Origin of the sequence: Sediminicola sp. YIK13, assembly GCF_001430825.1 — a bacterium.
In the GTDB taxonomy this organism is placed as follows: Bacteria; Bacteroidota; Bacteroidia; order Flavobacteriales; family Flavobacteriaceae; genus Sediminicola.
The window spans coordinates 1,750,731-1,766,545 of the sequence record NZ_CP010535.1; the positions used below are offsets into that span (position 1 = coordinate 1,750,731).

A 15,815-nucleotide genomic window follows, 5' to 3' on the forward strand; every position below is an offset into this window, starting at 1 on the left:
GGCATTTAATGTATATCTTTGACTCCTTAAAAAGTTAGAACTAAATGAAAGTGGATAGCGCATTAGAAGAGCATTTTGAAGAGATGGGAGACAACCATGCTTCTTCTGCTGAGGAAACGCCTTTAAGAGAGGATGCCTTCGTTTTGAGTGACGAGGAAAAAATAAAAAGAATAAAGGGAAGCATTAAAGAAATAATGTTGACCCTTGGACTGGATTTGGAAGATGATAGTCTTAAGGGAACTCCCAACCGGGTAGCCAAAATGTTCGTTGATGAGATATTTGGGGGATTGCACCCTAACAGACGACCTAAAGCATCCACCTTTGAAAACAAATATAAATATGGCGAGATGCTTGTGGAGAAAAATATCACCCTCTACTCCACCTGTGAGCACCATTTATTACCCATTGTTGGAAGGGCACATGTTGCCTATATTTCCAATGGTACTGTTGTTGGTTTATCCAAAATGAACCGGATTGTGGATTATTTTGCCAAAAGACCACAGGTTCAAGAACGCTTGAATATTCAAATTGTACGCGAACTACAAAAAGTATTGGGCACCGAAGATGTTGCTTGTGTGATAGACGCCAAACACCTTTGTGTTAATTCACGAGGTATACGAGATATAGAAAGTAGTACCGTAACCGCAGAATACGGTGGCAAATTTAAAGATGACGCAGTGAGAAAGGAGTTCTTGAACTTCATTAATCTGGACACCAACTTTTAATTCTTCAATTGGCAATGCAACTTTATAAATCCCAAACCCTAAAGATTTACAATTCCCTAACCGGCAAAAAAGAAATTTTTGAGCCCATAAACGAAGGCCACATTGGCATGTATGTTTGTGGTCCAACAGTTTACAGCAATGTGCACCTGGGAAATTGTAGGACTTTTATGTCTTTTGATATGATTTTTAGATATCTCAAGCATTTGGGCTATAAGGTCAGGTATGTTCGAAACATTACGGATGCAGGGCATTTGGAGAATGATGCTGATGAAGGGGAGGACAAAATTGCAAAAAAGGCAAGGCTGGAACAGATCGAGCCCATGGAAGTTGTTCAGCGATATACCGTTGATTTCCACAATACCCTTCAGAAATTTAATTTCTTGTCACCCAGCATTGAGCCAACGGCCACGGGGCACATTATAGAACAAATAGAGATCATCAAGGTTATTCTGGAAAAAGGATTTGCATACGAAGTAAACGGATCTGTTTATTTTGATGTGGTCAAGTTCAACCAATCTTTTGAATACGGTAAGTTGAGTGGAAGGAAATTGGAGGACATGATCACCAATACCCGTGAACTTGCCGCACAGGACGAGAAAAAAAGTCCTCAGGATTTTGCACTTTGGAAAAAAGCCGAACCACAGCACATCATGCGATGGCCTTCCCCTTGGGGAGATGGTTTTCCTGGATGGCATCTGGAATGCACGGCCATGAGCACAAAATACCTTGGAGAAAAATTTGACATCCACGGTGGAGGAATGGATTTAAAATTTCCCCATCACGAATGTGAAATAGCACAAGCCGAAGCCAGTAATGGCCACTCACCCGTAAACTATTGGATGCATGCCAACATGCTTACCCTTAACGGTAAAAAAATGGCCAAATCCACTGGAAATAACATTCTCCCAAATGAAATGTTTTCTGGGGAGAATACGATATTAAGCAAGCCCTTTACCGCCACGGTCGTGCGGTTTTTTATGATGCAGGCACATTATACCAGCATACTGGATTTAAGCAATGAAGCGCTTTTGGCCTCAGAAAAGGGGTTTTATAAATTGATGGATTCCCTGGACCTGCTGGACAAATTGGAAACGGCTTCCAATTCGGATTTTGACGTGGCATCATGGAAGCAGAAATGCTACAATGCCATGAACGATGATTTTAATACACCTATCTTAATCGCCACCTTGTTTGAAGCTGTAAAGCATATCAACCTGATCAAAGAAGGGAAAGAAAATATTTCAGAGGGCGACAAGAATATGTTGAAGGAAACGATGCACAGTTTTATCTTTGATGTTCTTGGTTTGGATCATAAAGTGGATGCACAAGGAGATTCGGATAAGCTACCTGGCGTTGTAGAATTATTAATTCAATTGCGAAATGAGGCACGTGCCAACAAAGATTTTGCAACATCCGATAAAATCAGAGACCAATTGGCTGCTTTGGGCATTCAGTTAAAAGACGGAAAAGAAGGCACTACTTTTAGTGTATCCTAATTAAAGCTCGTAAGATATGGGCAACAGATATTTTACTTTGGGCACTCAAGAATTTTTACCTGGCTAATTAACACTAAAATCATGGGCAAGCTTTCTTTAAAACAAATTGCAATAGCTCCCTTCGTTTTCTTGGTGAAATTGTACCAAAACCTTATTTCCCCCCTTACCCCAGCAAGTTGCCGATATTCTCCTACCTGTTCCCAATACACCTTGGAAGCTTTAAAAAAACACGGTTTGTTCAAAGGGGGATGGCTGTCCATAAAGCGTATTTTCAGTTGTCACCCTTGGGGTGGCAAAGGCTATGACCCTGTACCTTAAAAGGTTATCACACCCTATTAAATTTATCTTTCCAACAAATTCCTTTTACCACTAATTGGTTATCTTAGCTTCTTAAAATTTAGATGCTAATGTATTTTTTAGGCTTCACTTGGAATCCCAACGAAACCCTTTTCAATTTAGGTTTCCTTCAAATAAAATATTACAATCTTCTCTGGATCACTGCCTTTGCACTTGGTTGGTTCATCATGAAAAAAATTTTTGACAGGGAAAATAAAACTGCCGAACAGCTGGATTCCCTTTTTATACATACGGTTTTAGCCACCATGTTGGGAGCACGTTTGGGCCATGTCTTTTTTTACGACTGGCCATATTACAAAGATCATCTTTTGGAAATACTGCTACCTATTAGGGAAAATGCCGGAAGCACCCTTTTTGGTTTAATCAATGGTTACGAATTTACCGGATTTGCTGGTTTGGCCAGTCACGGTGCGGCGATTGGTGTTATTATAGGAATGTACCTGTACACTAGGAAATATCCAGAATTTAAACTGTTGTGGATCCTGGACCGTGTTGTCATTCCTGTGGCTATTGGCGCGTTCTGTGTACGATTGGGAAACTTTTTCAATTCAGAGATCAACGGAAAGATAGTAGACAAATCCTTTGCGTTCGCTACCAGGTTTATCAGGGATTCAGATGACCTGTCGGCTTCTAGGGCCTTGGCGATAACCAAAGAAAGAACGGTGAGCGGCGCTTATAAACTTATTGAAACGGATCCGAGGTTTTCTGAGGTTTTGGAGGCTATCCCCTACCGTCATCCAGCACAGTTATACGAAGGAATATGTTATATTTTTGTGTTCCTTATTTTGTACTTCCTGTATTGGAAGACCGATAAAAAAGATAAAGCCGGCTACCTTTTTGGCCTATTCCTTGTTCTCCTTTGGACGATTCGTTTTTTCGTAGAATTTGTAAAGAAAAGTCAAGGTGGATTTGAAGAATCCCTCGGGTTGTTATCCACAGGACAATGGCTGAGCATTCCATTTATTATTATTGGACTTTACTTTATGTTTCGTCCTCAAAAATCTGAGGTGAAATAATTTATAACTAATTTTCATGACCTACACCACTAGGCTATTTATCTTTCTTTTTCTTGGAATTCTTCTTTTGCCGACTTCCTGCAAGGAGGAACCTAAAAAGGCGTTGGAAACAACCCCTATTACTTTTACAAAAGAAGGAGATCTCTCTATATTTACCAAAGATGGGGATTCCCTGATCACTTCCCTGGCCATTGAAATTGCGGAAAGTGAATATGAAACGGCGACCGGTCTGATGTACCGTAAAAGCATGGAGGAAAAAGAAGGAATGTTGTTTATTTTCCCTGATGTTGCCATGCATTCCTTTTACATGAAGAACACTGAAATCCCGTTGGATCTGATCTTCGTAGATGAAAATTTAAACATCGTTAGCTTTCAAAAAGAAGCAAAACCTTATGATGAAACAAGTCTATCATCCCAGGTTCCCATCAAATATGTTTTGGAAATCAACGCTGGTCTTGTAGACCGATGGGGTTTGGAAGTCGGTGACCGAATAACCTATGAGCGGTTATAATTTAAGGGCAAATTTTCTACACATTAATCTTGATCTTACCCCGAATATAGCAAGTATATCCGTCTCCATTTTAGAGTTTTTCCCCAAGAATACCTAATTTCATGTTTGTTAGCGTAAATAGCTCGGTAGCCGTATGAATACCATAGGAGAAATTAGACATTGGGGCATTTTAATGGACAATACGACCCACAAAGTCGGTCTTATCCATTCCATTTTGAACGGCCTTAAAAAAAGCCCTTTTGAAGAGCTAAGTAATTTGACAGGCGCGTTGTTCTCCCCATTGGAACTACAAAGGCTGATAGAGGAGGAAGAACGACATGATATTAAAGTTGTGACCAGAGATACGGTACAGAGCCTTAAATCCATGTCGAGCGGAGAACGTAAAAAAGCACTATTGGCCCATATTTTAAAAACCGAGCCCGACTATATTATCCTTGACAACCCTTTTGACAACTTAGACACCTCCTCACATAGGGAGTTGACTTTAATGCTTGAACATATATCCAAGAAGGTTCCGTTGGTATTACTTATCACAAGGAAGGAAGATCGACTATCATTTATTGAGCATTATTATAAGGCAAGGGAAAATGGCTTAGAGCCCTTAAATGAATTGGACAAACCCAGTGTGGACCTAAATAACACATCACTTTCTATTCCTCAAGCTTTAAAACCATACACCTATGACCACCCAGTGATGGTTGATTTTAGAAATGTCACCGTATCCTTTGATGACAAACTTATCCTGAACAACATCAATTGGACCATACGTCCCGGTGAGTTTTGGCAATTAAAGGGAAAAAATGGCAGTGGCAAATCGACTTTATTATCCATGGTCACCGGTGAGAACAGCAAAGGGTACGGACAGGAACTTTGGTTATTTGGCCAAAAAAAGGGAAGTGGGGAGACCATTTGGGAAATCAAGGAAAAGCTGGGTTATTTTACACCATCCATGATCGATTCATTTTCTGGGCACCATACCGTGGAGCATATGCTTATCTCTGGCCTGTACGACTCTATCGGACTTTATATATACCCTACAGAGATACAGTTGCAGTTGGCAAAAGAGTGGCTGGGGGTCTTGGATTTGCTGGAACACGGGAAAACCTATTTCCACGATCTTTCCATGGGGCAGCAACGTTTGATCATGATCGCCAGGGCGATGATAAAGCACCCGCTTCTACTATTATTGGATGAGCCAACATCTGGCTTGGATGACAAGAGCGCCGCCCTTCTCGTCGCTTTGGTAAATAAAATCGCCAAGGAAAGCAATACTACCCTCATCTTTGTTTCCCATCGGGAAGAAGAAGACCTACAGCCACAATATATCTTTGAACTTCAAATGACCGATCAGGGTTCTGTTGGAAAAAAAATTACCCCAAAAAAAAGGGCTACTTTTCAGTAGCCCTTTTTCTAATCTATATTGAATTTACTATTCTTCTTTTCCTTGTTGAACTCCTTTTTTCAAGAAATCGAACATTACAGGTGTTGCGATGAACAACGACGAGTAAGTACCTACTACGATACCAACAATCATTGCGAACATAAATCCTCTTAAAGATTCACCTCCAAAAATGAAGATGGCCAATAAAACTACCAAGGTAGTCAACGAGGTGTTCAATGTTCTACTCAAAGTACTGTTCAAAGCCTGGTTTGTATTCTCACCAGCTTTCCAGCCTTTCTCCGCAATAATTTCCCTAATACGGTCAAATACAACCACCGTATCGTTCAAGGAGTAACCAATTACCGTTAGGATAGCCGCAATAAACGCCTGATCTATCTCCATGCTAAATGGCATAATCTTACCGAATACTGAAAATATACCCAATACGATCAACACATCATGGAATACGGCCACAACCGCACCCAAGGAGAACTGCCACTTACGGAAACGAACCAAGATATAAAGGAACACTACAAACAAGGATCCGATAATTGCAAGGAACGCATTGTTTTTAATATCATCCGCAATGGTAGGACCTACCTTCACAGATTGCATAATCCCTATAGCACTATCACCACTACCTACTTTAAAATCTTCGAAGCTAGTGCCATTTGGCAAATACTTCTGTAAGGTGGTGTAAAGTTTATCCTGAATTTCATTATCTACTTCTATTCCCTCTACATCTACTTTGTAAGCTGTTGTAACTTTAATTTGGTTGGCCTCACCAAAGGTTTTCACATTGGTTCCACTTCCAAATACAGTGGTAAGTTCAGAAGCAATTTCTGATGGGTTAACCACTTTTTCAAAACGAATTTGATAAGAACGTCCTCCTACGAAATCCACACCTTGCTGTAACCCTTGTGTAAATAAGGAGAATAAGCCTATCAATACCAAGACAGAAGAAAATATGTAAGAAATTTTCCTTTTGCTCAAGAAATTAATATTGGCATTCTTGAATAAGTTCTTGGTAATTGGAGTAGAGAAATCCAATGTTCTTCCCTTACCAGAAATGTACCAGTCTACCAACAATCTTGTAATGAAAATTGCTGTAAACAATGAGGTTAAGATACCGATGATCAATGTAGTTGCAAAACCTTTAATAGGTCCTGTTCCGAAGATCAAGAGGATTAAAGCCGTAAGACCGGTTGTGATGTTGGCATCCAAAATGGAAGATAGCGCGTTGCTAAATCCATCTGCTACAGCCAGACTTTTCCCTTTACCTTTTGCCAATTCTTCTTTGATACGCTCAAAGATAAGAACGTTCGCATCCACAGACATACCTATGGTCAATACAATACCGGCAATTCCAGGTAACGTTAATACCGCATTTAAACTTGCCAAGACACCAAAGATCAGAACGATGTTAAGTATCAAAGCAATATTTGCAAACGCACCACCTTTACCGTAGTAGAAGATCATCCAAAGCAATACGAAGGCCATGGCTATCAAGAAGGACATAAAGCCACTATCAATAGCTTCTTGTCCCAGCGATGGTCCAACAATTTCTGATTGAATGATATCCGCTGAAGCAGGTAATTTACCAGCTCTTAGAACATTTGAAATATCTTTTGTCTCATTTACAGTGAAGTCCCCAGTAATTTCAGAACGACCTCCAGAAATAGGTCCTGTTGAAACTCCAGGAGCGGTATATACTTTATTATCCAGTACAATGGCAATCCCTGTTTGGTTGTTAAAAGCATCACCTGTAAGTTTTTCCCATTCTTTAGCACCTGTAGTGTTCATGGTCATGGACACGGCTGGTCTGTTGAACTGGTCAAAATCTGCCCGAGCGTCGCTTACCACATCCCCACTTATTCTTGGTGTTCCATCGCGATTGGATTTTAAGGCATATAAATCAACAACTTCTGAACCTTCAGTTGGACGTTCCCATACAAATTTCACGAATTGGATGTCTGCAGGAATCAATCGACGGATTTCCTTCATTCTCAAATACTCCCCTACTTTAGCAGTATCCTTAATGGCTACGCTAACCAAAGCATTTCCGCCTGGATTGGAAGGTAATAATAGACTGAATAACGGATTAACATCCTGAGAAAGGTCCAATGAATCTTGTGCAACGTCAGATAACAAAGAATCTAATTCTGTTTCTGGTTTTGGAGCTTGTTCCACATTCTCTGTAACTACCAAGGTCTTAAGCTTCTCGTTTGCATTCTGCAAGAATGTACTTAAACTAGGATTGCTTTGCTTGTATGTTTCCCAGAACTCTAATTGTGCTGTACTTGAAAGTAGGTCCTGAGCCCTAGCTATATCTCTAGCCCCTGGCAATTCTACCAATATACGCCCTGAATTTCCTTCACGTTGTATGTTTGGTTGGGTAACCCCAAAACCATCAATACGCTCACGAAGTACTTCGAAGGCGGAAACTATAGATTCGTCAATTTTAGTTCTAATGATCGGTTTAACCTCAGCATCCGACATTTGGAAATTGATCACATCACTCAACCCTTTATTTGCGAAAATATCGGGTGATGCCAACTTTGAATCCCCTTTATTGGCTTCAAAAGCCTCAAAAAACAATTCCAAATAGGTGTCATCACTATTTTTGGAAGCAGCATCTGCATCAGCAAGTGATTTATTGAACGCAGGGTTTTTAGTATTGTTGGCAAGGCCTTTCAAAATATCCTTTACAGATATTTGCAAGGTTACGTTGATACCCCCTTTAAGGTCCAATCCTTTGTTCAACTCCTTCTTTTTAGCCTCATCGTAGGTGGTATACCCAAGAATAGGATTCTCTCCAATTGAGTCTAAATACCTGGCTTCCAAGGCATCTCTCTTAGCTGCGTACCCTTCTTCCGATTCAGGGATACTGTTAGCAGCAAAAACTTTTGCGTCCTTTTCAATTTTACTGGTAATAAAAGTGTAGGATAGCTGATAAATACTAACAATCCCAAACAAGAAAGCAAAAAGCTTTATAAGTCCTTTATTTTGCATTAGTTATTGTGTTAATTTTTGGTGTTTTTTAATAGCGAGCAAATATATCATTTCCCATAGGAACTAACAATATATTTATTTAGATTTATAAAATAAGGGCATCCACCATGGGTGAACGCCCTTATTTTAACAAATTATCAGAGATGCATTAAACGTCTAAAAGTCCGTTGGTAGCTCTTACCCCAACCGCGCTTTCTTGCATTTTGGCTTTTTCGGCATCATTCAAATCAATTGCAACGATTTTCTCTATTCCGTTTCTGCCCAATATTACAGGCACTCCTATACATATATCTTTTAGGCCGTATTCCCCATCGAGCATCACTGAACAAGGGAACATTTTCTTTTGATCGCATGCAATTGCCTGTACCAAAGATGAAACGGCAGCACCTGGGGCATACCAGGCACTCGTACCCAACAATTTTGTCAAGGTAGCACCACCTACTTTTGTATCTTCGGCTACCTGCGACAATCTATCCTCGGATAAAAATTCAGAAACTTTTACACTGTTTCTGGTAGCATGTCTTGTTAAAGGAACCATTCCGGTATCACTATGGCCACCTATAACCATTCCATCAACATCAGAAATAGGAGCTTCCAAAGCTTCGGCCAAACGATATTTGAACCTTGCGCTATCTAAAGCCCCACCCATACCAATAATTCTATTTTTAGGCAATCCAGTGCTCTTATGAACCAAATAGGCCATAGTATCCATTGGGTTACTAACCACAATCAAAATGACGTTGGGAGAATGTTTGATAAGGTTGGAAGAAACCGTCTTCACGATCCCAGCATTAATACCTATCAATTCTTCTCTGGTCATTCCTGGTTTTCTAGGAATTCCAGAAGTGATCACTGCTATATCGCTTCCGGCTGTTTTGGAATAATCATCCGTTACACCAACAATTTTGGTGTCAAAGCCATTTAAAGAAGCTGTTTGCATCAAGTCCATGGCCTTCCCTTCGGCAAACCCCTCCTTAATATCCAATACTACTACTTCTGATGCGAAATTTTTAATAGCTATGTACTCTGCGCAACTTGCGCCTACAGCACCTGCCCCAACTACGGTTACTTTCATTATATCGATTTTTTTTAGTGTGATTCTTAGAGGTTCAAAAATACTGATTTAAAAAATAATAGCTCAGGGATAGCCCTATATATTTTGGAATAATTACTTCAAAGTACCCTTCTTCTCAGAATTTCTCAAAATTGTTAAAAAATTCTGCGGTTCATCGAGAATTGAGAGAATTTGAAGTCGTTCATCGAATTTTTACAATAGCCCCACAAAAAAGTACGTTAACCTAAGACCCGAATCCTACAAAACCTAATTATGAAAAAGTTTGCACTTTTCATGGCTATGGCAGTTTTGTTGACCATTTTTGCCTGCTCTAAAATAGCAGAAAACAATGACCCCGTAATTGGGATCTGGTCCGATGAAACCATATCTGCGAAAACAAGTACCAAAGGCCCTACAGGGCGACAAGAATGGATCTTTAATGACGCCTATCTAGGTAGGTACCACAATTATCAAGGACATGAAATCAAAGTCCAAACCGATTTTAAATGGAAAAAGACCGATGATGTTTACATCATTTCCTATCCAGGAACAGATTTCAAGGATGATATTGTGACCATGGAAGAATCCGAAGAAGGCATTGTTTTATTGGCAATCGAAGAGGAAGAAATCCTTGCCGTGCGGGAATAAAAATAGTTTTTAAAATATTAAAAGTGCTCCAGTTAACGTTCTGGAGCACTTTTTTTTGCACATACCAAGACTCCTATTGTCCATTGAATTAAATGGACCCCATTTACTTATTATCCTTTCTATATAAAATCAAATAGGCTGGAATAGCTATCTCTAGAGATATTTATGATCTCCAAACAATAATCTTACACACTTACCAAGCTCTCCTTATTCCTTAATACAACACTGGCAGTGATATTCAATTATATATGGGATAGTCGACAAATTATACATAGCATCCCTGTAAACCTGCACAGCTTGCCTTTTTTAATGTCAATTGAGACTTTTGATGGGTTGCTTGATGATTAAAAACAAAAAGGGCGCGAAGATATCTTCGCGCCCTTTTTGTATGAATACATTTCGTTCTCTACCTAAACCCGAAGTTGACACCAACCGCTAGGTTGTTGAATTCAGCAAGGGTATAATCCACGTTCAACCTAAAGAAGCCCAGTTTCAATTTGGTTCCAATACTAGCTGTAACCCCACTTACTTCCGTTTGGAAAGAAAAAGGATCTGTATAGGTTTGGGATTGAAAAGGGCCTGACTGCACCCTATAGGTTCCCAAGATATCCGTATTGGATTTTCCTGTCATATACCCTAATCCACCATAAAAATTAATAATGGGAAGTTTAGTGGATACCACTGCTTGAAATGCCCAAGTATCCATATTGGTGTCTACTTTTTGATTCTCTCCCTGCACCACATTGGTATTGGTAAAATCATAGGTGCCACTCAAATGGGTATATCCCACCACGGCAGAAACGGCTATTGGCAATACTTTATCTGCAGGCAAGTGTTTTGTCAGTTCGTGTTGAATCCCAACACCGTATAAGCCTACGGACACATCTTCGGTTTCTATTTTTGGCAAGAACCTAACCTTAACCTCAGTGCCTTTGATAAGTCCCATACTCACCTGTAAATAAGCGGAAGGCACAAAATTAACTCCTTCAGCGGCCAATCCGGAAGGAAGATCAAATTCCTCTCTGGTAGTTACCCCTGGGGCAACCTCTCCTTCAACAAAGACCCTTACACCCTCAATATCACCTAATGCCGTTGAAACGGTTCTGGAGGTACTCCCATCTACAAATTGTAAATTTTCATAATCGGCGGTGTTCAGTACAAAGGACTGTTTATCTTCCTTATTCTTAAAAGAGGTCATGTTACCAATGATGGATATTTCAAATCCCAACAATGGTTTGGCATCTGCAGTATTGTACCATCCGTTGGAAATACTGTACAGCGCTCCTTCGGAGACTGGATTTAAATAATCATTCAGAAATTGTTCTGCATCATCTATTCCGGCAGCAAAAATATCATTTGGATTGGACTGTGCAGAACTGACCATAGCGGTGGTCAAACATAGTAGCAAAAGTATTTTTTTCATCTAATTGGGGTTTTTTTTACTTTACATATAACCCAAAAAGATGAAAATAATTGTGCTGAAAGTGGTGTTATCAAATAAAAAAGTGACTTAAATCAAAAAACTCGCACGGAAGGTGCGAGTTTTTATTGTAAACCTATTTTCTTATTATGCGTCAATATTGGCATAAACAGCATTTTTCTCAATGAATTCCCTTCTTGGGGGAACCTCATCACCCATTAACATGGAAAAGACCCTATCGGTTTCCGTAGCATTGTCTATGGTGATCTGCCTAAGTGTTCTGAATTCAGGATTCATTGTGGTATCCCACAACTGTTCTGCGTTCATCTCTCCAAGACCTTTATAACGTTGAATCCCAACACTACCATTGAAACTCTCTGCTATCTCATCACGCTCCTTATCGGACCATGCATAGCGTTTTTTAGTACCTTTTTTCACCAAATAAAGCGGTGGTGTTGCGATATAAACGTGACCTCCTTCGATCAACTCCCTCATATAACGGAAGAAGAAAGTAAGGATCAACGTTTCAATATGGCTACCATCAACATCGGCATCACACATGATGACTACCTTATGATATCTCAATTTATCCAAGTTCAAGGCCTTGCTATCTTCCTCGGTCCCAATGGTTACCCCAAGGGCCGTGTAGATGTTCTTGATCTCTTCGTTTTCAAAAACCCTGTGTTGCATGGCTTTTTCTACATTCAGAATCTTACCACGCAAAGGAAGGATCGCTTGAAAATTACGGTCCCTACCTTGTTTGGCCGTACCCCCTGCCGAATCTCCCTCTACCAGGAATACTTCACAAAGAGCAGGATCCTGTTCGGAACAATCCGATAGTTTCCCAGGAAGTCCACCTATGCTCATTACCGTTTTACGCTGCACCATTTCCCGTGCTTTGGTAGCGGCATGTCTTGCTTGTGCTGCCAGGATCACTTTCTGAACGATGATTTTGGCATCTTCAGGGTTTTCTTCAAGATAATCGGTCAACATTTCAGATACTGCCTGACTTACAGCTGCAGATACTTCCCTGTTCCCTAATTTCGTCTTGGTCTGTCCTTCAAATTGTGGTTCTGCCACCTTTACGGAAACAATGGCCGTAAGACCTTCCCTAAAGTCGTCCCCTTGAACCTCAAACTTCAATTTTTCCAACATTCCTGAAGCATCGGCATACTTCTTTAAGGTAGTGGTCAGACCCCTTCTAAAACCAGAAAGGTGCGTACCTCCTTCATGGGTATTGATATTGTTTACATAAGAGTGTAAGTTCTCCGTATAGGATGTATTGTAGACCATGGCTACTTCTACGGGAATTTCGTTCTTTTCCCCTTCCATGGCGATAACAGTCTTAATTAGAGGCTCTCGGTTTCCATCTAGAAACTTGATAAACTCTTTTAGTCCTTCTTCCGAATAGAAACGTTCACTTACATACTCCCCTTTGTCATCTTTTTGACGTTTATCCGTCAAAGTAATAGCTACGCCTTTGTTCAAAAAGGACAGCTCACGCATCCTATTTGCCAAGGTTTCATAACTAAATTCTATGGTTTGGGTAAAGATTGAATCATCAGGAGAAAATGTCACTACCGTACCCCTTTCATCAGTTTCACCGATACTTTTTACAGGATACAAGGCTTTACCTCTTTCATACTCCTGCTCCCATATAACACCATCCCTATAGACCGTAGCCCTAAGGTGGTTGGAAAGTGCATTTACTACCGATACCCCAACACCGTGAAGTCCACCGGAAACCTTGTAGGAATCTTTATCAAATTTACCACCGGCACCAATTTTGGTCATTACGACCTGCAGGGCAGATACTCCTTCCTTTTTGTGAAGGTCTACGGGTATACCCCTACCGTTATCTTTTGTGGTTATAGAATTATCTTCGTTTATAATAACAGAAATGGTATCACAGTGACCCCCCATGGCCTCATCAATGGAGTTATCCACTACCTCATATACCAAATGGTGAAGTCCCCTAACACCTACATCCCCAATATACATGGAAGGACGCATACGCACATGCTCCATTCCCTCTAGGGCCTGAATACTATCTGCTGAATAATTGTTCTTTTTTTGCTCTCCTTTATTTGCTTCTTCGCTCATAAATTAATGGTTGTTTCATTGTAATTTTAGCAATCCTACAAATATAAGCAATACCCCTCAGATTACGGTTTTTATACCCCTTATAGCCCTTTAAGTTATCAACAAAAATTGTGGAAAATGTAGGTAACCCTCAAAAATTTGAGAATTACGCTTAAAATAGCTTAAAACAGGTCCAAATGGAGAAATTTATACTGTTTCTTTAAATCATAAATAACACAAACAAAAGAAGCACCTTTAAAAGGCGCTTCTTAAGGACTAATTATAATTAAAAACTGACTAAAAAACAGCTTGCTAATTCAAACTACTAAAATAGTTACTTCTGATAGGCATCGGAATGTACTTTTGCCACTGCCCTACCCGAAGGATCGTTCATGTTCTTAAAGGCCTCATCCCACTCCAAAGCCACAGGCGTACTGCATGCCACAGAAGGTACCGATGGCACACATAATGCGGCCGCATCGGAAGGGAAATGGGATTCGAAGATTGTTCTGTAATAGAACTCCTCCTTACTGGTTGGCGTCTGCAAAGGAAATCTGTATTTGGCATTTGCAAATTGCTCATCCGTTATCTCCCTGTTGACCATCTCTTTCAAGGTATCGATCCAGCTATATCCTACCCCATCCGAGAATTGTTCCTTTTGTCTCCAGGCCACGCTCTCTGGAAGCATGTCCTCAAATGCTTTACGGACCACCCATTTCTCCATGCGTTCCCCATTGATCATCTTATCTTTTGGGTTGATGCGCATGGCAACATCCATAAACTCTTTATCCAAAAATGGAACCCTGCCTTCAATTCCCCAAGCTGCCAGTGATTTGTTGGCCCTTAGGCAATCGTACATATGCAACTTGTCTAATTTACGGACTGTTTCCTCATGGAAATCCTTAGGACTTGGTGCCTTATGAAAATACAAGTATCCACCGAAAAGCTCATCTGCTCCTTCTCCCGATAGCACCATTTTAATTCCCATGGATTTTATTACCCTAGCCATTAGATACATAGGCGTTGAAGCTCTAATGGTAGTGATATCATAGGTTTCCAGGTTGTAGACCACATCCTTAATGGCATCCAGACCTTCCTGGATGGTAAATTTTATTTCGTGATGTATGGTTCCAATATGTTTTGCCACTTTCTGTGCCGCTGCCAAATCCGGAGATCCTTCCAATCCTACTGAGAAGGAGTGCAATTGTGGCCACCAAGCTTCAGTGGTATCATCGGACTCAATTCTCTTTTGTGAATATCTCTTTGCAATGGCAGAAGTAACTGAAGAATCCAACCCGCCAGAAAGCAAAACCCCGTAAGGCACATCAGACATCAACTGCCTGTGGACAGCTGCCTCTAGGGCAACCTTAATTTCGTCTATACTGGTCTTGTTTTCTTTTACCGCTTCATAATCCATCCAATCCCTGGAATACCAACGTTTCAATTCCCCATCTTTACTGTGCAAGTAATGCCCTGGAGGAAAAAGTTCAATTTTTGTACAGGTACCTTCCAAAGCTTTTAATTCAGAAGCCACATAGAACGTTCCGTTTTGGTCCCATCCCATATACAGAGGAATAATACCCATATGGTCCCTGGCCACAAAATACTCATCTTTCTCAGCGTCGTAAATTGCAAAACCAAAAATCCCGTTCATCTCATCCAAGAATTCTGCCCCTTTTTCCTTATAAAGAGCCAAGATAACCTCACAGTCAGATTCGGTCTGAAAATTGTAGGTGCCTTCAAATTGCTTGCGCAGTTCCCTGTGGTTGTATATTTCACCATTGGCGGCAAGTATTAATTTTTTGTCTTCACTAACCAAGGGTTGTTTTCCGGAAGCCGGATCTACAATAGCCAAACGCTCATGGGCCAAAATAGCCTTGTCGTCTGAATATATCCCGCTCCAATCTGGACCCCTGTGCCTCACTTTTTTGGACATTTCCAATAATTGAGGTCTTAACACTTCTGTGCTCTCCTTAACATCAAACGCACAAACTATTCCACACATAACAATGAATTTATATCAATTATAAAGCAAAGATGCACTTAATGTTTCATTCGTAAAACACAAAATACAATATAGGTTACAATATGTAACAATATATAATAATTAACA

General features: G+C 40.3%; 12 protein-coding genes. 7 read left to right on the top strand and 5 right to left on the bottom strand.

All coding sequences use genetic code 11. From position 1 onward, the window contains the following. Window positions 1-44: 44 nt before the first annotated feature. The 6 genes from folE to SB49_RS07810 all read left to right on the top strand — a co-directional run bounded on the left by folE (window position 45) and on the right by SB49_RS07810 (window position 5,507). Entirely contained in the window at window positions 45-725 is a 681-nt protein-coding gene (gene folE / locus SB49_RS07785; protein WP_062055426.1) for a GTP cyclohydrolase I FolE, read from the top strand. Between the two features lie 14 nt (window positions 726-739). Further along, complete coding sequence (gene cysS, locus SB49_RS07790) at window positions 740-2,221, top strand: cysteine--tRNA ligase (RefSeq protein WP_062055427.1); 1,482 nt, start codon at window positions 740-742, stop codon at window positions 2,219-2,221. 81 nt (window positions 2,222-2,302) lie between these two features. Further along, window positions 2,303-2,539 (top strand): membrane protein insertion efficiency factor YidD, encoded by a 237-nt coding sequence (gene yidD / locus SB49_RS07795; RefSeq protein WP_062055429.1) that lies wholly within the window; start codon window positions 2,303-2,305, stop codon window positions 2,537-2,539. An 89-nt stretch (window positions 2,540-2,628) separates the two neighbouring features. Next, complete coding sequence (gene lgt / locus SB49_RS07800; RefSeq protein WP_062055431.1) at window positions 2,629-3,594, top strand: prolipoprotein diacylglyceryl transferase; 966 nt, start codon at window positions 2,629-2,631, stop codon at window positions 3,592-3,594. Window positions 3,595-3,610: 16 nt separating this feature from the next. Then, the gene (locus SB49_RS07805) at window positions 3,611-4,105 is read left to right on the top strand and encodes a DUF192 domain-containing protein (RefSeq protein WP_062055433.1); all 495 of its coding nucleotides are present in this window, start codon (window positions 3,611-3,613) and stop codon (window positions 4,103-4,105) included. Between the two features lie 133 nt (window positions 4,106-4,238). After that, complete coding sequence (locus SB49_RS07810; RefSeq protein ID WP_082591088.1) at window positions 4,239-5,507, top strand: ATP-binding cassette domain-containing protein; 1,269 nt, start codon at window positions 4,239-4,241, stop codon at window positions 5,505-5,507. A 27-nt stretch (window positions 5,508-5,534) separates the two neighbouring features. Here SB49_RS07810 and secDF read toward each other — a convergent pair whose 3' ends face one another. Both secDF and SB49_RS07820 read right to left on the bottom strand, forming a co-directional pair. Then, window positions 5,535-8,498, bottom strand: coding sequence for a protein translocase subunit SecDF (gene secDF, locus SB49_RS07815; protein ID WP_062055435.1), 2,964 nt, complete (start codon window positions 8,496-8,498; stop codon window positions 5,535-5,537). Window positions 8,499-8,646: 148 nt separating this feature from the next. Beyond that, window positions 8,647-9,573 carry a malate dehydrogenase gene (locus tag SB49_RS07820; RefSeq protein WP_062055437.1) on the bottom strand — a complete coding sequence of 309 codons (927 nt, stop codon included), beginning with the start codon at window positions 9,571-9,573 and terminating at the stop codon, window positions 8,647-8,649. 252 nt (window positions 9,574-9,825) lie between these two features. Here SB49_RS07820 and SB49_RS07825 point away from each other — a divergent pair, with 252 nt between their 5' ends. Then, complete coding sequence (locus tag SB49_RS07825; RefSeq protein ID WP_062055439.1) at window positions 9,826-10,200, top strand: hypothetical protein; 375 nt, start codon at window positions 9,826-9,828, stop codon at window positions 10,198-10,200. A 406-nt stretch (window positions 10,201-10,606) separates the two neighbouring features. On the opposite strand, the gene SB49_RS07830 is transcribed toward SB49_RS07825, so the two are convergent. The 3 genes from SB49_RS07830 to asnB form a co-directional block, all read right to left on the bottom strand. Then, window positions 10,607-11,623 (bottom strand): DUF6588 family protein, encoded by a 1,017-nt coding sequence (locus SB49_RS07830; protein ID WP_062055440.1) that lies wholly within the window; start codon window positions 11,621-11,623, stop codon window positions 10,607-10,609. 144 nt (window positions 11,624-11,767) lie between these two features. Beyond that, the gene (gyrB, locus tag SB49_RS07835) at window positions 11,768-13,723 is read right to left on the bottom strand and encodes a DNA topoisomerase (ATP-hydrolyzing) subunit B (protein WP_062055442.1); all 1,956 of its coding nucleotides are present in this window, start codon (window positions 13,721-13,723) and stop codon (window positions 11,768-11,770) included. Between the two features lie 313 nt (window positions 13,724-14,036). Then, entirely contained in the window at window positions 14,037-15,707 is a 1,671-nt protein-coding gene (gene asnB / locus SB49_RS07840; RefSeq protein ID WP_062055444.1) for an asparagine synthase B, read from the bottom strand. Between the last annotated feature and the right edge of the window lie 108 nt (window positions 15,708-15,815).